This window comes from Burkholderia aenigmatica (assembly GCF_902499175.1).
In the GTDB taxonomy this organism is placed as follows: domain Bacteria; phylum Pseudomonadota; class Gammaproteobacteria; order Burkholderiales; family Burkholderiaceae; genus Burkholderia; species Burkholderia aenigmatica.
In genome coordinates, this window is record NZ_CABVQC010000014.1 from 103,967 (window position 1) to 128,734 (window position 24,768).

Consider the following 24,768-nt stretch of genomic DNA (forward strand, 5'->3'; position numbering starts at 1 on the left):
TGTCGGTACCACGGAATGGAAGCGAGGCAGACGGCCGACTGCCTGACGCGTGCTGTCGTTGACACGCCACCGCCGGCGGGACGCCGGCGGAGTGAAGGCTATGCTGTACCGATTCGTGTCGGCGCGCAACCTGTCTGATCAATATTTAAGGGTTTATTCGGAGCGCGTGTCACGCCGGATCATGCGGCGCCGGCACGTCTTCATCAACCGACGGCGGCTCGCCGAACCGGTTCGCCTGCGGCGTGCCGGCGATGAAGCCGTTCATCACGAACAATGCGAGCGAGCCGACGATCGGAACGAACAACAACAGCATCCACCATCCCGACTTGTCGATGTCGTGCAGCCGCTTCACGCCGACCGCAATCGACGACCACACCGCGATGACCGCGATGACGACACCCACCAGCACCACAAGCAGTGGCAAATCGTCAGTCGACGAGCCGCGCGAACCCGCATCGAAAAACGCGCACAGCAAAGCGTAAGCCAGCGCGTAGATCCACCACGGCAGGCGCCCGATTCGGCCTTCGAAGGAAAAGAGAAACCATTTCAGATTCATTGTTTAGCGCTTCGTCACGTGTGTTGCGTACTGCGCAATATGTCGCCGAGTGTGTCGGAGCCGGCAATCCGCGCGCATGGTTCCATGAATGCGAACCGACTGTCGGTCATGCGTCCAGCGGTTCGTTCCGGCGCGTTGCATTGCACCGCTGTGCGGGCCTATCGGTCAGGTGCGTGGCCGAGGGGTCGCCTCGACATCCGTCCGCCGGCATTCACGCGCATTGAATCACATCCGTGTGGAAACGGGTCGCCCGGTATGGCAGATGACCGCACCCGAAACGGGGCGCTCGAACGTGCAGTGTTGATGGTGTGCCGGCAGGCGACCGCATCTCGCTCGCCGCGTGGGGGGATGAATCGGACTGGAAACCGCGATGGCGGTCGATGATTCGGTGAATCGAACCGCCAAGGCGGCGGCAGATCGCGTGCCGCCGCCCAATGCATGACAACCCGCGCAGGGACGGCGCGCGGCGCGCTGTCGTCAAACGGCTTCGCGCAACAGCCCCGCGATTTCCGCTTCGTTCAGGTGCGGCGCGAACATCTCGATCAGCCGGTACGCATAGGCGCGAAGGAACGCGCCCTTGCGCAGCCCGACCCGCGTCGTGCTCGCCTCGAACAGGTGCTGCGTGTCGAGCGCGACGAGCCCCGTGTCGCGCTGCGGATCGTAGGCCATCGCCGCGACAACGCCGATCCCCATCCCGAGTTCGACGTAGGTCTTGATCACGTCCGCGTCGATCGCGGTCAGCACGACGTCGGGCACGGCCCCCGCCTGCGTGAACGCCTGATCGATGTGCGAACGGCCCGTGAAGTCCTGGTCGTACGTGATGATCGGGTACTCGGCGATTTCCTCGAGCGTGAGGTTCTCGCGGCCGACGAGCGGATGATCCTTCGGCACGACCACCGTGTGGTGCCACGAATAGCACGGGAACGTGACGATGTCCGGGTAGCGGTCGAGCGCCTCGGTCGAGATGCCGAGATCGGCCTCGCCGTTCAGGATCATCTGCGCGATCTGCTGCGGGCTGCCCTGGCGCAGCGCGAGATGCACCTTCGGGAACACCTCGGTGAACTGCCGGATCACCTTCGGCAGCGCGTAGCGCGCTTGCGTGTGGGTCGTTGCGACGACGAGGTGGCCGCTGTCCTGGTCGGCGAACTGGCGCGCGACACGGCGCAGGTTCTCGGCATCGAGCAGCATCCGCTCGATCAGCTGGTGCACGGCCTTGCCGGGCTCGGTGAGCCCCGTCAGCCGCTTGCCGCGCCGGATGAAGATGTCGACGCCGAGCTCGTCCTCGAGATCCTTGATCTGCTTCGACACGCCCGACTGCGACGTGTACAGCACGTTCGCGACTTCCGTCAGGTTCATGTTCTGGCGCACCGCTTCGCGCACGAAGCGCAGTTGCTGAAAATTCATGGGTATGCCTCTTAGGCTGTCGTTGTTTGCTTGTGTAATCGGAGCGGCACCCGCCCCCTCCTGCCCTGCACCCGCGCGTCAGCGCGCGGGGAATACGCGCACCGCGCGCGGCACGGCCGTCGCGCCGTCGCCGACCTGCAGCGACAGCGCACGCCACGCGTCGCGGTCGAGTTCGGCTTCGAGCGCGCCGCCTGCGCGCGCCTCGAGCTCCACGCGCACCGAACCGCCGAGCGGGATCACACGGCGCACGTCCACTGCGATGCCGTCGCGGTGCCCTTCGCCCACCGGCCACAGCTGCAGGTCGTGCGGCCGCACGTACGCATTCGCGGGGCCCGCGAAATCGGCGTCGACCTCGATCGGCGCGGCTGCGCCCTCGGCGACGAAGCCGCGCCCGGCGACCGTGCCCGGCAACCGGTTGGCCGCGCCGAGGAACTCGTAGACGAACGCGCTCTGCGGATGATCGTAGACGTCCTGCGGGCTGCCGACCTGCTCGACGTGGCCGCGGTTCAGCACGACGATGCGATCCGCGACTTCCAGCGCCTCTTCCTGATCGTGCGTGACGAAGATCGTCGAGATGTGCAGGTCGTCGTGCAGACGACGCAGCCAGCCGCGCAGTTCCTTGCGGACTTTCGCGTCAAGTGCGCCGAACGGTTCGTCGAGCAGCAGCACCTTCGGCTCGACCGCGAGCGCGCGGGCCAGCGCGATGCGCTGGCGCTGGCCGCCCGACAGCTCGGACGGATAGCGCTGCGCGAGCCAGTCGAGCTGCACGAGCTTCAGCAACTCGTGCACCTTGTCGCGGATCACGCTTTCCGACGGCCGCTCGCGGCGCGGCTTCACGCGCAGCCCGAACGCAACGTTCTCGAATACCGTCATGTGGCGGAACAGCGCGTAGTGCTGGAACACGAAACCGACCTGGCGCTCGCGCGCGCCGACCGACGCGACGTCGAGCCCCTGCAGCACGACCTGCCCCGCATCCGCGTGCTCGAGGCCCGCGATCACGCGCAGCAGCGTGGTCTTGCCGCAGCCGGACGGCCCGAGCAGCGCGACCAGTTCGCCGGGCGGAAAATCGAGCGATACATTGTCGAGCGCCGTGAAATCGCCGAAGCGCTTCTGAAGGTGACGGACGGTGATACCCATTCTGGTTGCCTCTTTACGATTTCGACGAAACGACGGCGACGGGGCCGGCATGTGCGGGAGCGGTGTCGCGCGCGCCGGCCAGCTCGGCGGCCAGGTGGCGCTCGGCGAGCAGCTTCAGCGCGAGCGTGACGAGCGCGAGCAGCGCCAGCACCGACGCCACCGCGAACGCCGCCGCGAAGTTGTATTCGTTGTACAGGATCTCGACGTGCAGCGGCATCGTGTCGGTCACGCCGCGAATGTGGCCGGACACGACCGACACCGCGCCGAACTCGCCCATCGCGCGCGCGTTGCACAGGATCACGCCGTACAGCAGGCCCCACCTCACGTTCGGCAGCGTCACGCGACGGAAGATCTGCCAGCCCGATGCGCCGAGCACGCGCGCGGCTTCTTCCTCGTCGGTGCCCTGCGCCTGCATCAGCGGAATCAGTTCGCGCGCGACGAACGGGAACGTGACGAAGATCGTCGCGAGCACGATGCCCGGTACCGCGAAGATGATCTGCACGTCGTGATCCTGCAGCCACGGCCCGAGCCAGCCCTGCGCGCCGAACAGCAGCACGTAGACGAGGCCGGAAATCACCGGCGACACCGAGAACGGCAGGTCGATCAGCGTCGTCAGCAACGCCTTGCCGCGGAACTCGAACTTCGCGATCGCCCACGACGCGCACACGCCGAACACGAGGTTCAGCGGCACGGCGATCGCAGCGACGGTCAGCGTCAGCTTGATCGCCGCCCACGCATCGGGGTCGGCGAGCGATTCCAGATAGAAGCCGATGCCCTTGCGCAGCGCCTCGACGAACACCGCGGCAAGCGGCACGACGAGGAAGAACGCAAGAAACGCCAGCGCGATGCCCGTGAGCAGCCAGCGCACGACACGCGACTCGCTGACGGGGTCGAGCCGCTTTGCGGCGCGCCCTTGCGCAGCCGAAGACGGGGTTTTCAGCACGACGGTGGCCTCCTGGCTCATTGCTGGCCTCCTGCTGCGACGGCGGTGACGGTGGCGGGCGCGGGACCGCTCGCGCCCTTGCTCGTGCGGCGCTGCAGATACCACTGCAGCGTGTTGATCAGCAGCAGCATCAGGAACGACACGACGAGCATCACGACCGCGAGCGCGGTCGCGCCCGCGTAGTCGTACTGCTCGAGCTTCGTGATGATGAGCAGCGACGTGATCTCGGATTTCATCGGCACGTTGCCGGCGATGAAGATCACCGAGCCGTATTCGCCGAGCGCGCGCGCGAACGCCAGTGCGAACCCGGTGAGGAGCGCCGGCAGCACCGCCGGCAGCACGACGCGGCGGAACGTCAGCCAGCGCGACGCGCCGAGGCACGCGGCGGCCTCTTCCTGCTCGCGCTCGAAATCCTCGAGCACCGGCTGCACCGTGCGCACGACGAACGGCAGCCCGATGAAGGTCAGCGCGACCAGCACGCCGGCCGGTGTGAACGCGATCTTGATGCCGAGTGGTGCGAGATACTGACCGACCCAGCCGTTGGTCGCATAGACGGCCGCGAGCGAAATGCCGGCGACCGACGTCGGCAGCGCGAACGGCAGGTCGACGATCGCATCGACGAGGCGCTTGAACGGGAACGTGTAGCGCACGAGCACCCACGCGACGAGGAAGCCGAACACGGCGTTGATCAGCGCGCCGCCGAGGGCGGACAAGAACGTCAGCCGGTACGACGCGAGCACGCGCGGCGACGTGACGGCGGTGACGAACTGGTCCCACGACAGCGTCGCGGTCTTCAGGAACGTGGCGGCGAGCGGAATCAGCACCACGAGGCTCAAATAGGCCACCGTGATGCCTAGCGTCACGCCGAAACCGGGCAGCGCGCTCGGCTTGCGAAAGGTGTACGTCGTCATCGGATGCTCTTGCTGGGTCGTTGCTGCTCACGGGTCCGACGCAAACGCCGGCGCGATGCATTGCGCCGGCGGGCCGTCGGGGATGCGGCGCGCTGTCGTGGCGCACCGCTGTCGTTATGGCGTTACTGCGGCTTGTAGATCGAGTCGAACACGCCGCCGTCCGCGAAATGCGTCTTCTGCGCATTCGTCCAGCCGCCGAAGGTATCGTCGACCGTGTACAGCTTCAGCTTCGGGAACTGCTTCGTCAGCTCCGCCGCCACGTTTTTCGAACGCGGCCGGTAGTAGTTGCGCGCCGCGATCTCCTGGCCCTGCGGGCTATACAGGAAGTTCAGGTACGCCTCGGCCAGCTTGCGCGTTCCCTTCTTGTCGACCACCTTGTCGACCACCGCGACGGGCGGTTCGGCCAGGATGCTCACCGACGGCACGACGATCTCGAACTTGTCGGTACCGAACTCCTTGACCGACAGGAACGCCTCGTTCTCCCATGCGATCAGCACGTCGCCGATCCCGCGCTGCACGAAGCTCGTGGTCGCGCCGCGCGCGCCCGAATCGAGCACGCCCGCGTTCTTGTAGAGCTTCGTGACGAATTCCTTCGCCGTCTGCTCGTTACCGCCCGGCTTGTGCAGTGCGTACGCCCAGGCAGCCAGGTAGTTCCAGCGCGCGCCGCCGGACGTCTTCGGATTCGGCGTGACGATCGAGATACCCGGCTTGGTCAGGTCGTCCCAGTCCTTGATCCCCTTCGGATTGCCCTTGCGCACCAGGAACACGATCGTCGACGTATACGGCGACGCGTTGTCGGGCAGGCGTTTCTGCCAGTCCTTGTTGACGAGCCCCTTGTTCGCGAGCGCGTCGATGTCGTACGCCAGCGCCAGCGTGACGACGTCGGCCTGCAGGCCGTCGAGCACCGAGCGCGCCTGCGCGCCCGAACCGCCGTGCGACTGCTTGAAGTTGACCGTCTCGCCCGTCTTGGCCTTCCACTCCTTGCCGAACGCCTGGTTGAAGTCCTGATACAGCTCGCGCGTCGGGTCGTACGACACGTTCAGGAAAGTCGTATCGGCCTGCGCATGCGTCGCGACGCCCAGCGCCGCCGCCGCGCCCAGCGCGAGTGTTGCGATCAGGCGGCCCACTCCGCCCACCAGCCCCGTATTGCGCTTGCCCATCCTTGGTTCTCCAGTGTTGTCGGTATTGCGATGTCGGGCCAGTCTAACGAACGGGTTACATGATTAAAAATAATCGTTCCTCATTTTTTAATACTCAAAAGTGCTAACGCAGACGGGATGGACGGTTGCGGCAGATGAACCGGCGTCCGGACGTCGCGAAATCACGCCGGAACCGGCGTGATCGCGTCGAACCTCACGTAACACTTGAAATTCGCGAACTACTGTATAAAAATACAGCTCACTGTCTATCCATACAGTTCAGCCATGACCAAACTCACCGCCCGTCAGCAGCAAGTGTTCGACTTGATCCGCCGCGCGATCGAGCGCTCCGGATTCCCGCCCACCCGTGCCGAGATCGCGGCCGAGCTGGGCTTCAGCTCGCCGAACGCGGCCGAGGAGCACCTGCGCGCGCTGGCCCGCAAAGGCGTGATCGAGCTGGCCGCCGGTGCGTCGCGCGGCATCCGCCTGCTCGGCATCGACGACGCCCCGCACCAGTTCACGCTGCCGCACGCCGGCCTGATGCAGCTGTCGCTGCCGCTCGTCGGCCGCGTCGCGGCCGGTAGCCCGATCCTCGCGCAGGAGCACATCTCGCAGCATTACGCGTGCGATCCCGCGCTGTTCTCCAGCAAGCCCGACTACCTGCTGAAAGTGCGCGGCCTGTCGATGCGCGACGCCGGCATCCTCGACGGCGACCTCCTCGCCGTGCAGAAGCGCACGGAAGCGAAGGACGGCCAGATCATCGTCGCGCGTCTCGGCGACGACGTCACGGTCAAGCGCCTGATGCGCCGGCCGGGCGGTCTCGAGCTGATCGCGGAGAACCCGGATTACGAAAACATCTTCGTCAAGGCCGGCAGCGCGGAATTCGCGCTGGAAGGCATCGCCGTCGGGCTGATCCGCTCGGGCGAACTCTGACATTCCGTCTCGCTGAGGAGAACATCATGGAACGCCTTTCCCGTCTGCTGCCTTTCCGTCAATTCGGTCGCCTGCGTCACCTGCGCGGCCGCACGCCCTGCGCACCGCTGTCCGCGGCGGCGCCTGTGCAAGAAGAAGTCGCAGTCGAACGGCAGGCGTCCCTGCTGCCGTCGGCGCTCCCCGCTTTCGCGCGGGTATCGCTGAACGCCGGCCTGAATCACGCAGAACCCGCACGCCGCGCACCGGTGCGCGTCTATCACGGCCGTTCGCGCCTGATCATGGTCGGCACGATCGATGCCGTGTGCCGGATGATCGATCGCTGCATCGCAGAGGAACGATCGGCCACGCCAGGCGGTCTCTGATTGCGGAATCCCCGCACCGGAGGCAACGTGACCGGATCGTCGAGCCGCGCCTGGCGGCTCAAGCCCCTGCTGATCGTCGTGCTGGCCGTCGCCATCATTGCGGCGATCGGCTATGCCTACGCGTCGCCGTACGTCGCGCTCGGTCGCCTGAAATCGGCGATCGATGCGCGCGATGCGCAGGCCATCAGTGAATATGTCGATTTTCCGTCGCTGCGCATCAGCCTGAAGCAGCAGGTCACGGAAGAGTTGATGCGCCGGATCGACGCGGTGAAGAAGAACAATCCGTTTGCGGTGATCGGCGCGCTGATCGGGTCTGCGCTGATCGGCCCGCTGGTCGATGCGTACGCGACCCCGGAGGGCGTGGCCGCGCTGATGAGCGGGTTGCCGCCGCGTGGCAATCCGGGTGAGCGTCCACCGGAATGGTCGAATCTGCCGCCAGGCGGCAATGCACCGGGCAATGCGCCGACCGCACCATCGGCCAATCCGGCACCGGCGAGCGCTGCGACTCCGGGCAGCAACGTAGCCGCTACGGCTGCGTCATCGCAACCACCCGCCGCTGCCGCACCGGCCAGCCCGGCCGATGCAACGCATTCGCCGCACCAGCAGCAAACCAGCGCCGGCTACCGGAATATCGACGAATTCGTCGTGACCTACCAGCGCAGTGCCGACGGCACGCGCTACGCGGCGATATTCCACCGCTTCGGCCTGTTCTCGTGGAAGTTGTCGGCGATCGACCTGCACGCTTGACCGGTCTTGGCTGGCCACTGCCGACGCCCGCGCCACTGACGTGGCGCGACCCCTGACCGGCGCGGTTCGCCGGTCAGGCAGTCATCGAATCATTGGATCATTTGCCGTTCGCCGTGGCCGCTTCACGCTCGCGCGCGATTTCGGCCTTCTGCTCCTGCGCCGACGAACACGCAACCAGAATGCTGCAGTTCACGCGATCGAGCAGTTGCGTGTTGCCCGACCCCATCCACCATCTCGACAGCCCGCTGCGGCACCGATGGCCGACCACAACCAGGTCGGCCTGCAGTTCCGTCGCGAGATTCGCGATTTCGTCGATCGGATAGCCGAACGCGAAATGGCCTTCGGCCTGCACGCCGCGCTCGCGCAGCCAGTTCACCCCTTCCTGCAGGATTTCACGCGCGGTTTCCTCGAACCGGCCGCACGCGACGTCGGTCAGCAAACCCGCGCTCTGTGCAATGCTCGAGCGCATGTCGACGACCGACAGCAAATGCGTCTCGGCCTTCAGGTCCATCGCGAGATTGGCGCCGCAGCGCAATGCCTTGCGTCCTTCGAGCGTGCCGTCGTAACACAGCAGAATCTTGTTGTAGCTAGCCATGAAACCTCCCTATCGCAACAACGAGCCTACGCATTCATCATGGTGCGCCGCAATTCAGGACGCAAGGGATGGAAAACGCTGATTCGCCCCGCTCGGCGCGTGCGCGATGATGCGGTGCACGATCGGTGCGCGCATGCATCGCACCGTGCAGGCATGCCCTGAAGAGACGCAGCCGATGCACTAGAATGGCCCGTTCGTACTCCAGCGGGCCATCAGGCGCCGGCATCGTGCGCTTCGGTCATGCCCGTGTGACACGCAATCGTCCGATCGGTTCGCCAACCGGCCACGCATCGGACAGCGGAACGCTTCCGCGCCCGCTTACAACGACAACATGCCCATGTCCGTTGCACCGATCGATTTCCGGAACGTCGAAAAGCGCTATGGCGACAAGCTCGTCGTCAACGGCCTGTCCTTCACGGTACAGGCCGGCGAATGCTACGGCCTGCTCGGGCCGAACGGCGCCGGCAAGACCACCACGCTGAAAATGCTGCTCGGTCTCACGCATCCCGATGCGGGCACCATTTCGCTCTGCGGCGAACCGGTTCCATCACGCGCGCGGCATGCGCGCCAGCGCGTCGGGGTCGTCCCGCAGTTCGACAATCTCGACCCCGACTTCACCGTGCGCGAGAACCTGCTCGTGTTCAGCCGCTATTTCGGCATGTCCGCGCAGGCTGCGCGCGCGCTCGTGAAGCCGCTGCTCGAATTCGCGAAGCTCGAGAGCAAGGCCGATGCGAAGGTCGGCGAGCTGTCGGGCGGCATGAAGCGCCGTCTGACGCTCGCCCGCGCGCTCGTCAACGATCCCGATGTGCTGGTGCTCGACGAGCCGACGACGGGCCTCGACCCGCAGGCACGTCACCTCATGTGGGAACGCCTGCGCTCGCTGCTCGCACGCGGCAAGACGATCCTGATCACCACGCACTTCATGGAAGAAGCCGAACGCCTGTGCGACCGCCTGTGCGTGATCGAGGAAGGCCGCAAGATCGCCGAAGGCGCGCCGCACGCGCTGATCGAATCGGAAATCGGCTGCGACGTGATCGAGATCTACGGGCCCGATCCGGCCACGTTGCGCGACGAGCTGTCGGCGTTCGCGAAGCACACCGAGATCAGCGGCGAGACGCTGTTTTGCTACGTGAGCGACCCGGAACCGCTCAGTGCGCGGCTCAAGGGTCGCCCGGGGTTGCGCTATCTGCATCGCCCGGCCAATCTTGAAGATGTGTTCCTGCGGCTCACTGGCCGCGAAATGCAGGACTGATCGATCATGGACGTCCGCAACTATTCCACCGCCGCACCGTCGGCACCGCCGCGCGTGTCACGCTTCGCGATCGCGATGCCCGCCAACGCGACCAACTGGATCGCCGTCTGGCGGCGCAACTATCTCGTCTGGCGCAAGCTCGCGCTCGCGTCGATGTTCGGCAATCTTGCCGATCCGATGATCTATCTGTTCGGGTTGGGGTTCGGGCTCGGGCTGATGCTCGGCCATGTCGACGGCGTGTCGTATATCGCGTTCCTCGCGGCCGGCACGGTCGGGTCGAGCGTGATGATGTCCGCGAGCTTCGAGTCGATGTATTCAGGCTTCTCGCGGATGCACGTGCAGCGCACGTGGGAAGCGATCATGCATACGCCGATCGCGCTCGGCGACATCGTGCTCGGCGAGATCGTCTGGGGGGCCAGCAAGGCGATGCTGTCGGGGGCCGCGATCATGCTCGTCGCGGGGGCGCTCGGCTATGCGCAGTTTCCGTCGATGCTCGCGGCGCTGCCCGTGATCGCGCTCGCGGGCCTCGCGTTTGCAAGCATCGCGATGATCGTCACGGCGCTCGCGCCGTCCTACGATTTCTTCATGTTTTATCAGACGCTCGTGCTGACGCCGATGCTGCTGCTGTCGGGCGTGTTCTTCCCGACCACGCAGTTGCCGCCGATCGCCCAGCACGCTGCGCAGGCGCTGCCGCTCGCGAACGCGGTCGAGCTGATCCGGCCCGCGATGCTCGGCCGGCCGGCGACCGACGTCGCGCTGCATGTCGCGGTGCTCGCCGGCTACGCGGTCGGCGGATTCCTGCTGTCCGCGTGGCTGTTCCGGCGGCGGATGATGCGCTGACGGCCGGCGCACCGGCCTCATGCGACGACGTCACTCGTCGTCATCGCTCCACGGAATCTCGACGTCGGTCAGGAACGCGACGGTCGCGAGCGGGCCACCTTCCTGGCGGCCGAGCTTGCCGTCGGCGCGATGCCATTCGACGCGGAACTGCGTGCCCGGATCGTCAGCAACCAGATAGACCGAGCGCAGCTCTTCCTTGTCGGCTTCGTCCACCGGGCCGTCGAACGACACCAGCATCTTCTGCGGCCACAGGCCGTTGACCGGATCGTAAATGCGGTCGCCTTGCGGAATGTCGATGCTGGCGTCGACGCCGATCGTTGCGGAGGCCTCGATGATCATTGTGCCGAGTGCGTTCAGCACGGCAGTCGCCCGCGCGGAATTGGCCTGACGGATCGCGAGATCGCCGCGCGTCAGCGCCTTTTCGAGTCGAGGATGGATCTTCGGTTGGGTCATGCGTTTTCCTGTTTGCTTCTTGTAAATGGCGCCGCACACGTGAAACGGCGGCGCCGGATGAATATGACGATTGCGCCCGACAGGCGCGCCGCTTGTACGCGTCAGAACCCGAGCGCGATCGCGAGCAGGCCGCTCGCGATCCCGAATACGACGACGAGGATCGCGACAATGGCCAGCATGTAAGGCTTGAACGAACGCGCGAGCATCGCGAGCGACGGCACGCTGATCGGCGGCAGCGTCATCAGCAGCGCGGCGGCCGGGCCGACGCCGATGCCGAGCGACAGCATCGCCTGGATGATCGGCACCTCGCCGGCCGTCGGGATCACGAACAGCATGCCTGCCACCGCGAATGCGACGATCCAGCCGAGATGATTGCCGATGTCCGGGCCGATATGAGGGAACAGCCATGCGCGCGCGGCGCCGAGCAGCAGCACGAGCACGATGTATTCGGGCACGAGCCGCACGGCCATGCGTGCGAGCAGCTTCACCCAGCGGACGAACGGATTGCCGGCCGCGGCCTGCTCGGCCGCCAGCGCGGCGAGCTGCGCATCGTCGATGCGGGTGTCTTCAGGACGTGCGATCCGGTTCAGCAGATAGCCGATCCCGAACACCATCGCGACGCCGAGCACGAGGCGCAGCGCGCTCCACTGCCAGCCGAGCACGAAGCCCATGAAGACCAGCGCCGCCGGGTTCAGCACCGTGTTGCCGAGCCAGAACGCGACCGCGCCGCCCGGCGATGCATGGCGCGCACGCAGCCCCGCGACGACTGGCGCTGCGCAGCACGTGCACATCATGCCGGGCAGCGACAGCAGGCCGCCCGCGGCGACGCTGCCGAAGCCGGTGCGACCGAGCACGCGCGCGACCCAGTGCGCGGGCAGCAGCGCCTGCACGGCCGAGCCGAGCAGCAGGCCGAGCACCATCGCCTGCCAGATCGCCTTGCCGTACGCCCACGCGTAGTCGAGCGCAGCCTTCAGCGACGGCTCGGGAGCGGCCGCCGACGTGCCCATCAGGATCGACTGGCCGATCGAATGATGCTCGGCGGCAACGAACGCCTTGTTGTAGTACGGAAACCATTTCACGTAGAACAGACCCGCGACCGCGATCAGCAGGAAGGTCATCCAGCCGAGGGCTGGACTGGGTTGGGTGCGGGTGGTCGTCATCGTGTGGTCGTCGATTGGTCTGGGTCGGTTGCGGATGTCGCGCCTGCGGCAAGCGCGGCCGATGCGGGCAACCCGGCTTGTGCGAGTTCGGCCAGCAGCGCACGCGCCTGTTCGTGCACGTCGGCGGCATTGGGCCGGAACGTGAACGTCAGCGCCCGGTTCGGCTTGTTATACGTCGCGCGGTAGGTCCGTGCGTAGGCGGGATCGTAGTGCTTGTCGATCAGCTCGGTGAACAGGTCGGCGCGCGCGCCTGCATCGATCAGCGCCTTCCAATGCGTCACCTGTTCGCGGCTATGCAGGCCGATCAGCCGATGGAGCTGCGCCTTGAACGCGTCCGGTTCGTCGAACAGGTGCGCGTAATCGTCGAGAAGGAACGCAATGCGCTCGTCGTGCGCCGCGTCGACATGCACCCACGGCCCGGCGTGAAACGCGTCGATCAACGCGATCGGCAACTGCACGAGCCCGATCCTGCGGCTTTCCGACTCGACGAATACCGGCCATTCGGGGTCGAAACGTCCAAGCGTTTCGACGAGCCCCGAATCGAACCCCTTCTGCGCCGGCTGCGGCTTGCCCGGCAGCGCGCCGAGCAGCGAGCCGCGATGGCACGCGAGCCCTTCGAGATCGAGCGTCTGCGCGCCCACGTCGCGCAGTGCGTTCAGCAGGCGCGTCTTGCCGCAGCCCGTATGGCCGACGAGCGCGATGTAGCGAAACCGCGTCGGCAGCGAGTCGAGCGTCGCGCACACCGACTGGCGGTACGCCTTGTAGCCGCCGTCGAGCTGGCGCGCCTTCCAGCCGATCAGGTTGAACCAGGTCGTCATCGAGCCCGAGCGCTTGCCGCCGCGCCAGCAGTAGATCAGCGGCCGCCAGTTGCGCGGACGGTCGGCGAACGTCGTATCGAGATGGCGCGCGATGTTGCGTGCGACGATCGCCGCGCCGACGCGCGTCGCCTCGTACGGCGACACCTGCCGGTACATCGTGCCGACGAGCACGCGCTCCTCGTTACTGAGGACAGGCGCGTTCAGCGCGCCGGGAATATGGTCCTCGGCGAACTCGAGCGGCGTGCGCACGTCGATGATCTCGTCGAACTCGCCGGCGCGATCGAGGGTGACAATCAGGTTCTTCAATTTGGCGTCAAACAGGGGCGATGCGGCTCGATGAGCCGCATGGACAAGGAAGGCGGATTGACGATTATCTCACGGGCCGGCGTCTCGGGCCGCGCGCGGCAGTCGGCGGCGCCGATGCGGCCTGCATCGCGTCGATCAGATGGTCGCGGAACGCCCGTACCGACGCGGGCAGATCGCGCCCCGCCATCGTCTGCACCTGGATGCTGCGCTCGCGCAGTTGCGGGTTCGTCACGGGCACGACGACAAAGCCGTCCGCGGCGCAGCGGTCGCGCACCGACAGCAGCCCCGTGAACATCACCGCGCCCGTGCGCCGCGCGTAGCCGTACATCGCCGCCGTGTTGTTGCTCGTCAGTTCGGGCTCGAGCAGCAGCCCGTCGAGCGCGCACGCGATGTCGATCAGCTGTCGCACCGTCGTGCCTGCCTCGGGCAGCACGTGCGGGTGACGCGCGACATCGGCGAGCGACACCGCGTCACGCGTCGCGAGCGGATGGTCGTGCCGCACCAGCGCGAAGATCGGCGCGCGCTCGGTATGTTCGACGCGCACGCCCTTCTCCGGCGCGAGGCTGAAACTCAATGCGATGTCCACGTCGCCGTCGCGCACGCGCCGCGTCGCGTCGGCCGGCGACACCACCCACACGGAGAAATCGACGCCCGGATGGCGCGCCTTGAAGCTGGCGAGCGTGCCGGGCAGGAAATCGATCGCGAACCCTTCCGAGCACGCGATCTTCAGCAGGCTGCCGTGCAGCGCATCGAGCCCGCCGATGTCCTTCATCACGTGCTCGGCCTCCAGCAGGCTGCGCTGTGCGAACGCCAGCAGCCGTTCGCCGGCCTCCGACAGCGCCATCCCGCGCGGCCGGCGCTCGAACAGCGGCGCGCCGAGCTCGCTCTCGAGTTTCGCGATCTGGCGGCTGATCGCCGATACGGCCACGTGCAGCCGCGCCGACGCGTCGCTGATCGAGCCGGTGCGCGCCACTTCGACGAAATACCGTAACGCCAGGCCATGCAGGAAAGCCGCCATCGTTCTGTCTCCGCCCGGCCGTCGGCCGCGCTGCTTTGCCTTTTAGGCAAAGAAAGGTTCGAAATTCGATCATTGTGACAAATAAATCGGCTTTCTAGAATCGATCGCACTTCACGCTGCATGCCCGATCCGCCGCGCGCAGCGAACCCGACAGAGGAGACACGACTTGAGCCGTACCGCCGCCATCCAGCACGCGCTGAACCAGTTCGAATCCGGTGCGTTCTTCACGACCCTGAGCCGCCGCGTCGGCCTGCGCACCGAGAGCCAGGAAAGCGGCAATGAAGCCGCGCTGCGCGCCTACCTGACCGACGAGATCGCCCCCGAGGCCGCGCGCCTCGGCTTCACGTCGCGGATCGTCGACAATCCGGTCGACGGCGGCGGCCCGTTCCTGCTCGCCTCGCGCCACGAAGACGACGCGCTGCCGACCGTGCTGATCTACGGCCACGGCGACGTCGTGCGCGGCTACGACGCGCAGTGGCGCGCGCCTCTGTCGCCGTGGACGCTGACGGCCGACGGCGACCGCTGGTACGGCCGCGGCAGCGCCGACAACAAGGGCCAGCACACCATCAACCTGGCCGCGCTGGCGAGCGTGCTCGACGCGCGCGGCGGCCGGCTCGGCTTCAACGCGAAGCTGCTGATCGAGATGGGCGAGGAAACGGGTTCGCCGGGCCTCGACGCACTGTGCCGCCAGGAGCGCGACGCGCTCGCGGCCGACGTGCTGATCGCGTCCGACGGCCCGCGCATCGCCGCCGCGCGCCCCACGGTATTCCTCGGCTCGCGCGGCTCGGTCAATTTCAAGCTGAGCCTGCGGACCCGCGACGGCGCGCATCATTCCGGCAACTGGGGCGGACTGCTGCGCAATCCGGCGATCGTGCTCGCGCACGCGCTCGCGAGCCTCGTCGACGCGCGCGGCGCGATTCGCGTCGCGGGGCTGCGTCCGCCGCCGATCCCGGCCGCCGTGCGCGATGCGCTCGCCGATCTCTCCGTCGGCGGCGGCCCCGGCGATCCGGCGCTCGACGCCGACTGGGGCGAGCCCGGCCTCACCGCGGCCGAGCGCGTGTTCGGCTGGAACACGTTCGAGATCCTCGCGTTCAAGGCCGGCAACCCCGAGCACCCCGTCAATGCGATCCCGCCCGCCGCGTATGCGCACTGCCAGTTGCGCTTCGTCGTCGGCACCGACTGGGAAGCGCTGCATGCCCATCTGCGCACGCACCTCGATGCACACGGCTTCGCCGACATCGAGATCGACGTCGAACGCGGCGCACCGGCGACGCCCGTGCCGCCGGACGATCCGTGGGTCCGCTGGGCCGTCGCGTCGCTGGCGCGCACCACCGGCAAGAAGCCCGCGATCCTGCCGAATCTTGGCGGCACGCTGCCGAACGAAGTGTTCGCCGACACGCTCGGGCTGCCGACGCTGTGGGTGCCGCACTCGTACCCGGCGTGCTCGCAGCACGCCCCCGACGAGCACCTGCTCGCGAGCGTCGTCAGCGAGGGGCTGCAGATGATGGCCGGCCTCTTCTGGGATCTCGGCGACGACGCACCGACCGTTCGCCGCGCGGCGCCCGCCGCGGCCGGCGCCGCCCTGTAACGCGCTTCGCCCCTTTCACGGGACCTGCATACACGATGAATACGACCACCCTGACCTCGCAGGAAGCCGCCCGCCCCAGCGCCGCGAAGATCCGGCGCATCATCTTCGCGGCGTCGATCGGCAACGCACTCGAATGGTTCGACCTGATCGTCTACGGCTTCTTCGCGGTGACGATCGCCAAGCTGTTCTTCCCCGCCACGAGCGAAGCGACGTCGCTGATGCTTACGCTCGGCACGTTCGGGCTGTCCTACGTGATCCGGCCGATCGGCGGCTTCGTGCTCGGCGCATACGCGGACCGTGCGGGCCGCAAGGCGTCGCTGCTGCTGTCGATCGCGATGATGATGGCCGGCACGCTGCTGATCGCGCTGATGCCGACCTACGCATCGATCGGCATCCTCGCGCCGCTCGGGATCATGCTGTCGCGGCTGATGCAGGGCTTTTCCGCGGGCGGCGAATTCGCGAGCTCGACCGCGTTCCTCGTCGAGCACGCGCCGCAGCGCCGCGGTTTCATGTCGAGCTGGCAGTTCGCGAGCCAGGGCCTCGCGACGCTGCTCGCATCGGGCTTCGGCGCGCTGCTGACCTCCACGCTGACGTCTGCGCAACTCGAAAGCTGGGGCTGGCGCGTGCCGTTCCTGTTCGGGCTCGCGATCGGCCCGGTCGGGCTGTACATCCGCCGTTACGTCGACGAAGGCGTCGAGTTCAAGACGCAGGCACGCTCCGAAGCGCCGGTGCGCGAGCTGTTCGCGGAACAAAAGGTGCGGGTGCTGCTGTCGATCGGCGCGCTCGTGATCTCGACCGCGATCAACTACATGATCCTGTACATGCCGACTTACGCGATCAAGCAGCTGGGGCTGCCTGCGTCGACGGGCTTCGCAGCCACGCTCGCGACCGGCTTCGTGCTGACGCTCGTCACGCCGGTCGTCGGCCACCTGTCCGATCGCACCGGGCGGATCCGCATGATGGCGACCGCGGCCGTGCTGATGCTCGTCACCGTGTGGCCGACGTTCGCGTGGCTCACACGCCACGCGTCGTTCGCGACGATGCTCGCCGCCCTGGTCTGGATCGGTGCGCTGAAGGCGATGTACTGCGGCGCGCTGCCGGCGCTGATGGCCGAGCTGTTCCCGTCGCAGACGCGCGCAACGGGGCTCGCGGTCAGCTACAACACGGGTGTCACGCTGTTCGGCGGCTTCGCGCCGTTCGTCATCACCTGGCTGATCAGCACGACCGGCAACCGGCTGTCGCCTGCGCTTTATCTGATGGGCTGCGCGCTGCTGAGCCTGATCGCGCTGTTCGTCGCGCGCACGCGACTCAAGATGCGGTAACGGAAGAAACGACGGCGCAGCGATGCGCCGCCGGTGCGGCCCGCCGCAGCATCGCTGCCGCGCGGGCCGTGCGCCGCTTGTTCAGGTCAAGGCGCCGGGTTCGGCTGCAGTTCGTGCAGCGCGTCGATCTCGGCGAGGATCTCGTCGGACAGCTTCACGTCGATGCTGCCGATGTTCTCCTTCAACTGCTCGAGCGACGTCGCACCGATCAGGTTGCTGCGCGTGAACGGCCGGCTGTTGACGAACGCCAGCGCGAGCTGTGCGGGCGACAACCCGTGACGCCGCGCGAGCGCGACGTAACGCGACGTCGCCTCGACGGCCTGCGGCTTGCTGTAACGCTGGAAGCGCTCGAACAGCGTGATGCGCGCGCCGGCCGGACGCGCACCGTTCTCGTACTTGCCGGACAGCCAGCCGAACGCGAGCGGCGAATACGCGAGCAGGCCGACGCCGTCACGATGCGTGAATTCCGACAGACCGTTCTCGAACGTGCGGTTCAGCAGGCTGTACGGATTCTGGATGCTCGCGATGCGCGGCAGCCCGAGCTTCTCGGCCGCGCGCAGGAACTGCCCGACGCCCCACGGCGTTTCGTTCGACACGCCGATCGCGCGCACCTTGCCGGCCTTCACGAATTCCGCGAGCACGCCGAGGGTTTCCTCGATCGGCACGGTATAGGTGTCGTCGACCCACGGATAGGCGGGACGGCCGAACGTCGTCGTGCTGCGATCGGGCCAGTGCAACTGATAGAGATCGACGTAATCGGTCTGCAGGCGCTTGAGACTGCCATCGAGCGCTTCGGTCAGGTTCTTGCGGTCGAACTGGTTGCCTTCGCCGCGAATATGGCGCGGATTGTGCGGCTGCCGCGCCGGGCCGGCGATCTTCGTCGCGAGTACGATGCGCTCGCGTTGCGCGCGATGCTGCGCGAGCCAGGTGCCGATGTACTGCTCGGTGCGCCCCTGCGTGTCGGGCTTCGGCGGCACCGGATACATCTCCGCGGCATCGATCAGCGTCACGCCCTGCCCGATCGCGTAGTCGATCTGCTCGTGCGCATCGCGCTCCGAATTCTGCTCGCCCCACGTCATCGTGCCGAGGCCGATCAGGCTGACCTCGATGCCCGAATCGCCAAGTGTGCGGTATTCCATGCTGGTCCTGTCGCGTCGGTGGAAAGCAGGAACGCTATCACACTGAAGCGGCCGCTTCAGACAGGCGCCGCGATCGCTTACAGGCGGCCTGCGGCGCCGGTGTGGAGATTCACGCGCCGATCCGGACGATGGCGTTGCCGCCCGCCATCACTGCGGCCGCTGGATGAAGCAGGTTGCCGACGCATGCGCGACGATCTTGTCGTCCGCCGTCTTCAGCGTGCCCTCGGCAACGCCCAGCGAACGCGACAGGTGAATCACCCGCCCTTCCGCCACCAGGTCGACGTCACGCGGCACGGGCCGCAGCATCTTCACGTGCAGGTCGACCGTACCGTAGCCGACGCCCGCATCGAGCATCGAATGCACCGCGCACCCCGTAACCGAATCGAGCACCGTCGCGGCGAACCCGCCGTGCACGCCGCCGAGCGGATTCAGGTGCCGGCCATCCGCCCGCGCCGAAAACTTCACATAACCGAGCTCGACATCGAGCGGGCGCATCGGGATCGTTTCGGAAATCGACGCGAGCGGCGCATCGCCCGATACCGCAGCGCGCAACAGATCGAGACCAGACAGGGAAAGCGGGTTCATCGGGTTGTCTCCGGGTTGAAAGCGCGTCGCCGCGCGAGTAAGTTCTAAATTGGAACCCATTATTGACAACGATGGTGGCCGTTGTCAACGCGACCGGGCCCGTTGCAACCGAAGACGGGTTCTATAATCGAACCTGGAGTATATCCGGAGAGCCGCGCCCAGCTTGGCTTCGGCGTTTTCGCCGCTCCGAATCCCCGTACGCTTCCCCTCCTTTTCCGACGCCTGCCCCGGACACCCGGCGACCGATCGACGGGTCGCGGCTCGACCGATCCGGGCGTGTCGATGTGTACGGGAAGGAGGACGCCGCGCGGAACGGGCGCAAGACGGCCTCGCGTCGGGTCGCACAGGGCGACGCGTGGGCGCGGCCGGACGGAAGGCGCTACGGGGCTAGATTCTGGTCGGATGTGCGGAAGTCAAAAGGCGAGTCGGGTCACGCTTCCCAGCGACCTCGCTCCATCGCCTCTTCCATCATGCCGAGGGTCAGCGATCGCCCCCCTAGCGTCTCGCGCGCCGCCGTGCTGAACGGGGATTTCACGACCGCCGCGAGGAACGATCCGATGCCGAGCTTCGCGGCCGGATAGTAATAGTGGATGTCGAACGCCGACAGGTCGACCCCGAACTCCACGGCCCACCGCCTGACGAGTTTATCGATGCGATCCGGCTCCAAGTCCAGGTCGTGATAGAGGTCCGTGTCGCGCGTCAGTTCGAGCCGACCGACTAGCGGCTTACCTGCGTCAGTCGCAACGAACTGTTCAAGGCTCTCCCACGAATCAACCATACAAACGGTCCTCGGGCTTCACCGTGCTGTTGTAGGTCGTGACGGAACGATACGTGATCATCGTCACGTCCGACGCGAGGATCACCCAACCCACTCCCGGAATTGCGCGGCCAACGAACGCACCTATGTTCCGCGTGAATTTGATACGCATCAGGATCAGGCTGGTGAACGAGGTCACGGTCGGAAGGATACGGTGTTTTATCTCGTACGGCAGCATGCGGCGGGAAACGACAGACGCGATCGACGTCCCCTTGACGGCCCCGGCGAACTTGCCGCGCGTCGGGATGAACCGCTGGCCCGACAGCACCATCGCGATACCGACTGCATCATCGATTCCTAGCTCCTTGCCCGTCTCGTCGATAAAGATCAGGAAGAAGAGTTCTTCACGGGTTAAGCCCTCATGCATCCCGTACTTGTACGTATTCTCCATCTCTCAGAATTATGCGTGTTGGTGATCGCCAGAGATTAGCGTGAAGATGCCGCGTGGACAATAGGCTCATGGCGCGCAGATGTTCATCTTTGTGCAACTGCGAATCATACGCAGCGCAACCCGCGCGATTACTTCGTCAGCGGCAAAATGCTCCGATCCAAAATACCAAATGCGGGGTTGCGATGGCGTGCGAACTTCAGTCGGGATGGACTACCGTGATACAGGCGAGCGCGGCCGCTCTATCGCCTATCATCGCAATCGCGGCTGGCTGGATCGCTTGGCAGCAGGTGCGTATAAACCGGAACAAGCTGAAGCTCGATCGGTTCGATAAGCGGTTCACCGTGCACGAAGCCGCAATGACGTTCGTTGCCAAGGTCGCCACGAGGGGCAACGTGGACACTGCGGAGATGAACGAGTTCATCGCCAAGACTCGCGGAACGCGGTTCCTACTGAGCAAAGAAATTGCCGACTACCTGGACGAGATATATCGAAACGCGGGCCGTCTGCGCAGCGTATCTATATCGATGGAAGCGTTGACTCTGTCGGACGAGGTCCGACAAAAGTTTAGCGATAAGTGGCTAGAACTGAATGAATGGTTTCAGAAGCAACTGGACGTGATCCCGGAGAAGTTCTCGCCGTTCCTCTCGATCGACGATATGTGAAGCTTGCCGCGCCCGAACGCTTCGAGGCGCGGTCTTCACCGCTCTACTCCGCTTTGCTGACGACAGTCAGCGCCCAGACGAGCGACCCGACCCAGCCGATGAGCGTCCAGCCGAGGGATGTCTTGTGCACTGCGATGGCGTTCTGGTTGTGGTGGTGGCCGCGAGCGATCGCGATGATGGTCTGACCTGCCCCCCGCGATTTCCCGTCCTTTCACCCCGCCTTTCCCTCGCCTCGACCCGCCGCAACAAGGTGCAACGCTCCGCAACGGGGTGCATCAGAGTGAACTCAATCATTTGATTTAAAAGGGCTTTCCACAGGAAACCGCCGCAACGTTCCGCAAAGGCGAACTCCACGCTGCGACGGTGTTCGGTTCTATAATCGAACCCGCTATTTCGCTGAACCGCCGCAAGAGATGCAAGAGACTCGACGATGAAATGGGATGACATCGGCACGCTGAATTGTTCAGTCGCACGTACGCTCGCCGTGCTCGGCGACCGCTGGACCATGCTGATCCTGCGCAACGCGTTCCTTGGCTGCCGCCGTTTCGACGCGTTCCAGACCCAGCTTGGCCTCACGCGCCACGTGCTGGCCGAGCGGCTCACGCGGCTCGTCGACGAAGGCGTGCTGGTCAAGCGCGCGTATCAGGAGCGACCGCCGCGTTTCGAATACCGACTGACGGACAAGGGCCTCGACCTCTACCCGACCCTGCTCGCGCTGACGGCGTGGGGCGACCGCTGGAAAGACGACGGCCAGGGGCCGCCGGTACAGTTGCGCCACCGCACTTGCGGCCATCTGATGCATGCGGTCACCGTATGCTCGGCGTGCGGTGAGCCGCTCGACGCACGCGACGTGCAGCCGGAGCGTGGCCCCGGGTGGATTGCGGCCGAGGCAGCCGGAGCGCCTGCGACCGAGGATTGACGCTGCGTCGTACAGACATGCGTGAACGCGTGACGCACACGGATCGTTCGTTGCGTTCGCGCTGCCGTCGTGGGCCGCATCAAGCCCGCCCGGCTGCACGCACGCATGGCTTGCACGACGCTATCACGCCACCACCGCACGTGCATTCGCGCGCCGCGAGCGCGCCGATCTGCTGCTCACCGCCAGCGCGCACACGGATCCCGCGCAACGCAACTTTGCGTCACCGCTTCTGACATCGCAGGCCATCGCGACGAGTCATCTCATCTCATCCGCACGTGACCGGGCCGCCACGTCTGCGTTACACTCACGGCCCGCTGTCTCGAAATTGTTCGCTGTCCAAGATGTTGTCGCGCAATCGCCTCGCCGCTGCCTGCCTCGCCGCTTCCCTGCTCGCCACACCGTTCGCCGCCTTCGGCAAGACGCAAAGTGAATCGCTGCTCCAGCAAGCGATCGACTTCGTGTCGCGATGGCTGCCGGCCCCCACTCACGAAGCCCCCGCAACACAGGTCGTCGAATCGGCGTTTTCGCCCGACAGCGGTGCCGAAGCGCTCGTGCTGAAAGCGATCGGCGCCGCGCGCAGTTCGATCCGCGTCGCCGCCTATTCGTTCACGTCGCCACCCGTCACGCGCGCCTTGCTCGCCGCCAAGCGACGCGGCGTGAATGTCGCGGTGGTCGTCGACGACAAGGGCAACCGCGCGAAGAGCAGCAAGCAGGCGTTGAACCTGCTCGTCAACGCGGGGATCCCGACGCGCACGATCGATGCCTATGCGATCCATCACGACAAGTACCTCGTGATCGACGCCGAGCACGTCGAAACCGGCTCGTTCAACTACAGCGCGTCGGCAGCCAGCCGCAATTCCGAGAACGTCGTCGTGGTGTGGAACAACCCGCAACTCGCATCGCGCTATCTCACACACTGGCAAAGCCGCTTCGATCAGGGCACGCCGTACCGCTCCAGCTACTGACGCACGCCACGCGGCGCCCTGCCGCATTCGCTCGACCGTGTTTCAGATGATCGGCGAGCATGGCTCGAAGTTCAATTCAGCCGAATGGCCAGCACGTCCGGCGCAACACCGTCGCGCTCAGTGGATGTCGGGCGTCCGCCCCGCCGCGACGCCGGCTTGCGTCGTCGGCGCACAGCGATTCGCCTGTCCGCTCACGCCGCTTGCCGAAGTCGTCGACAAGCCGCTGGCGCTGCCCGCACATACGATGCCGAATGCCAGCGTGTTCTGAACCATCGGATAAAGGAGATACAGCGCAAACGCGAGATAGCCTGCGTACAGAATTCGAACCATGGTGCGATGGGAAGCGATGAACGATTGGTCTCGCCCTGTTTACGGCACGGCGCCGGGCACCTTGAGGCGCCGCGCATCGCATTGCGCATCGGGGCAAAACGCGGGCTCATGGCGCCCGCTTCCCAACGCATCTGCATCGATCCTGGCCGAGCGCGGGCGCATGCCGCCGCCCGGCCGTTCAACTGCGGTTGCGTGGCTGCATCAGCTTCCGCACGGCGGCGCGCTGGCCATCGCCTCGGCGATCTGCTCGGGCGTCAGGTCGCGCTGGTGCGTCGCGAGTGACCAGCGATGCCCGAACGGATCCTCGACCTGCCCGTAGCGATCGCCCCAGAACATGTCGGCAGCCGGAATCGTGACCGTCGCGCCAGCCGCGACCGCCTTCGCGATCGCCGCGTCGGTGTCCGGCACGTACAGATGCAGGCAGATCGGCGTGCCTTTCAGGGCCTTCGGCCCGAGCGCGCCGTGATCGGGCATTTCATCCACCAGCATCAGTGTCGAATCGCCGATCACGAGGCACGCGTGCGCGAGCCGGCCGTCGGGCATCGTCAGGCGAAACTGTTCGCTCGCATTGAACGCGCGCTTGTAGAAGTCGATGGCTGCTGCTGCGCCGGCGCAGATCAGGTGCGGCGTCAGCGTGCGCATCCCTTCCGGGATCGGTTTGACGGACGTGGACATGGGTGTCGCTCCTTCGGGCGGTTGTCGTATCGGAATCGGGACGGACGCGCGATGCGCACGCCTCCGATGCTACGACGGACGAACCCGGTGGAAATCGACACGGCGCCCGACATTTTTTGCTTTCTCGCGTATCGGGGCCGCGGGCTCCCCGTGTCGGGCGTCATCGGCCCGTCCGGTCGGCCTCGTTGTCCGGCATACCGAACTGCCGACGGCATGCCTCCAGCAATCCGGCCACTGCATCGAGCGGAAGATCGGCAAACCGGGAGATCGGCAGCATCACGCCGCCCGGCACCCTGGTGCGCGACGAATGCGCCGAGAACTGGTAGCCGATGTAACGATTACCGGCGACGCTGATGATCCGGAATTCGGTGACGTCGCGCCATCGCGTGACGGGTTGTTCGCGTACGGCCCCGATCAGCCTGAAGCCCGTCTCGTCGACCTGCAGCGCCATCCTGCGCCGCGACGACACGAAGAAGGCAACACCCGCCAGCGCCAGCAACACGGCCAGCGCCGCCACCGGCCAGAGCGCCGGCTCGGCCGCATAACCGCATAGGCCCGCGGCGGTCAGCACCGCGCACGCGACCGCCCTTTTTTGCAGGCTCCGGCTGTCGACCGCCAGCGTCACCGGCAACTGGCCGGCGACCGTTCCCGCGACGGGATCGACATGCCAGCCGGAATCGGCGGTTTCGCGTTCATCGTTCATCGCCCGATCGCTCACATCGACGGCAACCGGGTCATCGAGGTCGGACATCCTATCGACGCGCCGCGACGGGCGGCTTGTCGCCACGCAATGGACACGAT

29 protein-coding genes are annotated in these 24,768 nt (G+C 66.2%); 10 read left to right on the top strand and 19 right to left on the bottom strand.

Annotated elements, in window-relative coordinates; translation table 11 throughout:
- Positions 1 to 169: 169 nt before the first annotated feature.
- The 6 genes from BDO18943_RS12740 to BDO18943_RS12765 all read right to left on the bottom strand — a co-directional run bounded on the left by BDO18943_RS12740 (position 170) and on the right by BDO18943_RS12765 (position 6,111).
- A complete protein-coding gene (locus BDO18943_RS12740) occupies positions 170 to 556 on the bottom strand; it encodes a DUF805 domain-containing protein (protein WP_175022562.1) in 387 nt (128 codons plus the stop codon).
- A 477-nt stretch (positions 557 to 1,033) separates the two neighbouring features.
- The gene (locus BDO18943_RS12745) at positions 1,034 to 1,960 is read right to left on the bottom strand and encodes a CysB family HTH-type transcriptional regulator (RefSeq protein ID WP_043182737.1); all 927 of its coding nucleotides are present in this window, start codon (positions 1,958 to 1,960) and stop codon (positions 1,034 to 1,036) included.
- Between the two features lie 78 nt (positions 1,961 to 2,038).
- Complete coding sequence (locus BDO18943_RS12750; protein WP_175022563.1) at positions 2,039 to 3,097, bottom strand: sulfate/molybdate ABC transporter ATP-binding protein; 1,059 nt, start codon at positions 3,095 to 3,097, stop codon at positions 2,039 to 2,041.
- Between the two features lie 13 nt (positions 3,098 to 3,110).
- Entirely contained in the window at positions 3,111 to 4,061 is a 951-nt protein-coding gene (cysW, locus tag BDO18943_RS12755; RefSeq protein WP_089450424.1) for a sulfate ABC transporter permease subunit CysW, read from the bottom strand.
- Positions 4,058 to 4,951, bottom strand: coding sequence for a sulfate ABC transporter permease subunit CysT (gene cysT, locus BDO18943_RS12760; protein WP_043182731.1), 894 nt, complete (start codon positions 4,949 to 4,951; stop codon positions 4,058 to 4,060). The genes cysW and cysT overlap by 4 nt, the downstream gene beginning before the upstream one ends.
- A 122-nt stretch (positions 4,952 to 5,073) precedes the next feature.
- Positions 5,074 to 6,111, bottom strand: coding sequence for a sulfate ABC transporter substrate-binding protein (locus tag BDO18943_RS12765; RefSeq protein ID WP_175022564.1), 1,038 nt, complete (start codon positions 6,109 to 6,111; stop codon positions 5,074 to 5,076).
- 264 nt (positions 6,112 to 6,375) lie between these two features.
- Between BDO18943_RS12765 and lexA the strand changes: the two genes are divergently transcribed.
- From lexA to BDO18943_RS12780, 3 genes are read left to right on the top strand one after another with little or no spacing between them, the layout of a single operon-like run.
- The gene (gene lexA / locus BDO18943_RS12770) at positions 6,376 to 7,023 is read left to right on the top strand and encodes a transcriptional repressor LexA (RefSeq protein ID WP_009689103.1); all 648 of its coding nucleotides are present in this window, start codon (positions 6,376 to 6,378) and stop codon (positions 7,021 to 7,023) included.
- 26 nt (positions 7,024 to 7,049) lie between these two features.
- Positions 7,050 to 7,385 carry a hypothetical protein gene (locus BDO18943_RS12775; RefSeq protein WP_043182727.1) on the top strand — a complete coding sequence of 112 codons (336 nt, stop codon included), beginning with the start codon at positions 7,050 to 7,052 and terminating at the stop codon, positions 7,383 to 7,385.
- 27 nt (positions 7,386 to 7,412) lie between these two features.
- Positions 7,413 to 8,132 carry a DUF2939 domain-containing protein gene (locus BDO18943_RS12780; protein WP_175022565.1) on the top strand — a complete coding sequence of 240 codons (720 nt, stop codon included), beginning with the start codon at positions 7,413 to 7,415 and terminating at the stop codon, positions 8,130 to 8,132.
- 97 nt (positions 8,133 to 8,229) lie between these two features.
- Here BDO18943_RS12780 and BDO18943_RS12785 read toward each other — a convergent pair whose 3' ends face one another.
- A complete protein-coding gene (locus BDO18943_RS12785; protein WP_011351890.1) occupies positions 8,230 to 8,727 on the bottom strand; it encodes a universal stress protein in 498 nt (165 codons plus the stop codon).
- A gap of 337 nt (positions 8,728 to 9,064) precedes the next feature.
- Here BDO18943_RS12785 and nodI point away from each other — a divergent pair, with 337 nt between their 5' ends.
- Together nodI and BDO18943_RS12795 are read left to right on the top strand one after the other, a co-directional pair.
- Positions 9,065 to 9,979 carry a nodulation factor ABC transporter ATP-binding protein NodI gene (gene nodI, locus BDO18943_RS12790; RefSeq protein ID WP_043182724.1) on the top strand — a complete coding sequence of 305 codons (915 nt, stop codon included), beginning with the start codon at positions 9,065 to 9,067 and terminating at the stop codon, positions 9,977 to 9,979.
- A 6-nt stretch (positions 9,980 to 9,985) separates the two neighbouring features.
- On the top strand, positions 9,986 to 10,819 hold the full coding sequence (locus BDO18943_RS12795; protein WP_175022566.1) for an ABC transporter permease: 834 nt from the start codon (positions 9,986 to 9,988) through the stop codon (positions 10,817 to 10,819).
- Positions 10,820 to 10,849: 30 nt separating this feature from the next.
- Here the strand turns inward: BDO18943_RS12795 and BDO18943_RS12800 are convergent, their stop codons facing one another.
- From BDO18943_RS12800 to BDO18943_RS12815, 4 genes are all read right to left on the bottom strand, one after another.
- The gene (locus tag BDO18943_RS12800) at positions 10,850 to 11,272 is read right to left on the bottom strand and encodes a hypothetical protein (RefSeq protein ID WP_011351887.1); all 423 of its coding nucleotides are present in this window, start codon (positions 11,270 to 11,272) and stop codon (positions 10,850 to 10,852) included.
- Positions 11,273 to 11,373: 101 nt separating this feature from the next.
- Positions 11,374 to 12,432, bottom strand: coding sequence for a permease (locus BDO18943_RS12805; RefSeq protein ID WP_175022567.1), 1,059 nt, complete (start codon positions 12,430 to 12,432; stop codon positions 11,374 to 11,376).
- Complete coding sequence (gene mnmH / locus BDO18943_RS12810) at positions 12,429 to 13,556, bottom strand: tRNA 2-selenouridine(34) synthase MnmH (protein WP_175022568.1); 1,128 nt, start codon at positions 13,554 to 13,556, stop codon at positions 12,429 to 12,431. Before mnmH ends, BDO18943_RS12805 begins: the two co-directional genes overlap by 4 nt.
- A 64-nt stretch (positions 13,557 to 13,620) precedes the next feature.
- Entirely contained in the window at positions 13,621 to 14,574 is a 954-nt protein-coding gene (locus tag BDO18943_RS12815; protein WP_043182717.1) for a LysR family transcriptional regulator, read from the bottom strand.
- A 166-nt stretch (positions 14,575 to 14,740) separates the two neighbouring features.
- On the opposite strand from BDO18943_RS12815, the gene BDO18943_RS12820 reads away from it, so the two are divergent.
- Both BDO18943_RS12820 and BDO18943_RS12825 read left to right on the top strand, forming a co-directional pair.
- Positions 14,741 to 16,162 carry a M20 family metallopeptidase gene (locus tag BDO18943_RS12820; RefSeq protein ID WP_175022569.1) on the top strand — a complete coding sequence of 474 codons (1,422 nt, stop codon included), beginning with the start codon at positions 14,741 to 14,743 and terminating at the stop codon, positions 16,160 to 16,162.
- Between the two features lie 35 nt (positions 16,163 to 16,197).
- Entirely contained in the window at positions 16,198 to 17,484 is a 1,287-nt protein-coding gene (locus BDO18943_RS12825; protein WP_175022570.1) for an MFS transporter, read from the top strand.
- Positions 17,485 to 17,570: 86 nt separating this feature from the next.
- Here BDO18943_RS12825 and BDO18943_RS12830 read toward each other — a convergent pair whose 3' ends face one another.
- The 4 genes from BDO18943_RS12830 to BDO18943_RS12845 all read right to left on the bottom strand — a co-directional run bounded on the left by BDO18943_RS12830 (position 17,571) and on the right by BDO18943_RS12845 (position 20,416).
- Positions 17,571 to 18,623 (bottom strand): NADP(H)-dependent aldo-keto reductase, encoded by a 1,053-nt coding sequence (locus BDO18943_RS12830; RefSeq protein ID WP_175022571.1) that lies wholly within the window; start codon positions 18,621 to 18,623, stop codon positions 17,571 to 17,573.
- A gap of 147 nt (positions 18,624 to 18,770) precedes the next feature.
- Positions 18,771 to 19,208: a PaaI family thioesterase gene (locus BDO18943_RS12835; RefSeq protein ID WP_039358790.1), complete on the bottom strand. Its 438-nt coding sequence runs from the start codon at positions 19,206 to 19,208 to the stop codon at positions 18,771 to 18,773.
- A gap of 430 nt (positions 19,209 to 19,638) precedes the next feature.
- Positions 19,639 to 19,986: a DUF1493 family protein gene (locus BDO18943_RS12840; protein ID WP_175022572.1), complete on the bottom strand. Its 348-nt coding sequence runs from the start codon at positions 19,984 to 19,986 to the stop codon at positions 19,639 to 19,641.
- Positions 19,979 to 20,416 (bottom strand): STM2901 family protein, encoded by a 438-nt coding sequence (locus BDO18943_RS12845; protein WP_175022573.1) that lies wholly within the window; start codon positions 20,414 to 20,416, stop codon positions 19,979 to 19,981. The genes BDO18943_RS12840 and BDO18943_RS12845 overlap by 8 nt, the downstream gene beginning before the upstream one ends.
- Before the next feature lie 215 nt (positions 20,417 to 20,631).
- Between BDO18943_RS12845 and BDO18943_RS12850 the strand changes: the two genes are divergently transcribed.
- Positions 20,632 to 21,078, top strand: coding sequence for a hypothetical protein (locus tag BDO18943_RS12850; RefSeq protein WP_175022574.1), 447 nt, complete (start codon positions 20,632 to 20,634; stop codon positions 21,076 to 21,078).
- 43 nt (positions 21,079 to 21,121) lie between these two features.
- Here the strand turns inward: BDO18943_RS12850 and BDO18943_RS43155 are convergent, their stop codons facing one another.
- Positions 21,122 to 21,256, bottom strand: coding sequence for a superinfection immunity protein (locus tag BDO18943_RS43155; protein WP_175022591.1), 135 nt, complete (start codon positions 21,254 to 21,256; stop codon positions 21,122 to 21,124).
- A 252-nt stretch (positions 21,257 to 21,508) separates the two neighbouring features.
- On the opposite strand from BDO18943_RS43155, the gene BDO18943_RS12860 reads away from it, so the two are divergent.
- Positions 21,509 to 21,997, top strand: a complete 489-nt coding sequence (locus tag BDO18943_RS12860) for a winged helix-turn-helix transcriptional regulator (protein ID WP_175022575.1) — start codon at positions 21,509 to 21,511, stop codon at positions 21,995 to 21,997.
- A gap of 341 nt (positions 21,998 to 22,338) precedes the next feature.
- Positions 22,339 to 22,962 carry a phospholipase D family nuclease gene (locus BDO18943_RS12865; RefSeq protein ID WP_175022576.1) on the top strand — a complete coding sequence of 208 codons (624 nt, stop codon included), beginning with the start codon at positions 22,339 to 22,341 and terminating at the stop codon, positions 22,960 to 22,962.
- A 117-nt stretch (positions 22,963 to 23,079) separates the two neighbouring features.
- Here the strand turns inward: BDO18943_RS12865 and BDO18943_RS12870 are convergent, their stop codons facing one another.
- From BDO18943_RS12870 to BDO18943_RS12880, 3 genes are all read right to left on the bottom strand, one after another.
- Complete coding sequence (locus BDO18943_RS12870; protein WP_175022577.1) at positions 23,080 to 23,292, bottom strand: hypothetical protein; 213 nt, start codon at positions 23,290 to 23,292, stop codon at positions 23,080 to 23,082.
- Positions 23,293 to 23,493: 201 nt separating this feature from the next.
- Positions 23,494 to 23,967 carry a VOC family protein gene (locus BDO18943_RS12875; protein WP_175022578.1) on the bottom strand — a complete coding sequence of 158 codons (474 nt, stop codon included), beginning with the start codon at positions 23,965 to 23,967 and terminating at the stop codon, positions 23,494 to 23,496.
- A 160-nt stretch (positions 23,968 to 24,127) separates the two neighbouring features.
- The gene (locus tag BDO18943_RS12880; protein WP_175022592.1) at positions 24,128 to 24,670 is read right to left on the bottom strand and encodes an aspartyl-tRNA synthetase; all 543 of its coding nucleotides are present in this window, start codon (positions 24,668 to 24,670) and stop codon (positions 24,128 to 24,130) included.
- Positions 24,671 to 24,768 lie beyond the last annotated feature (98 nt).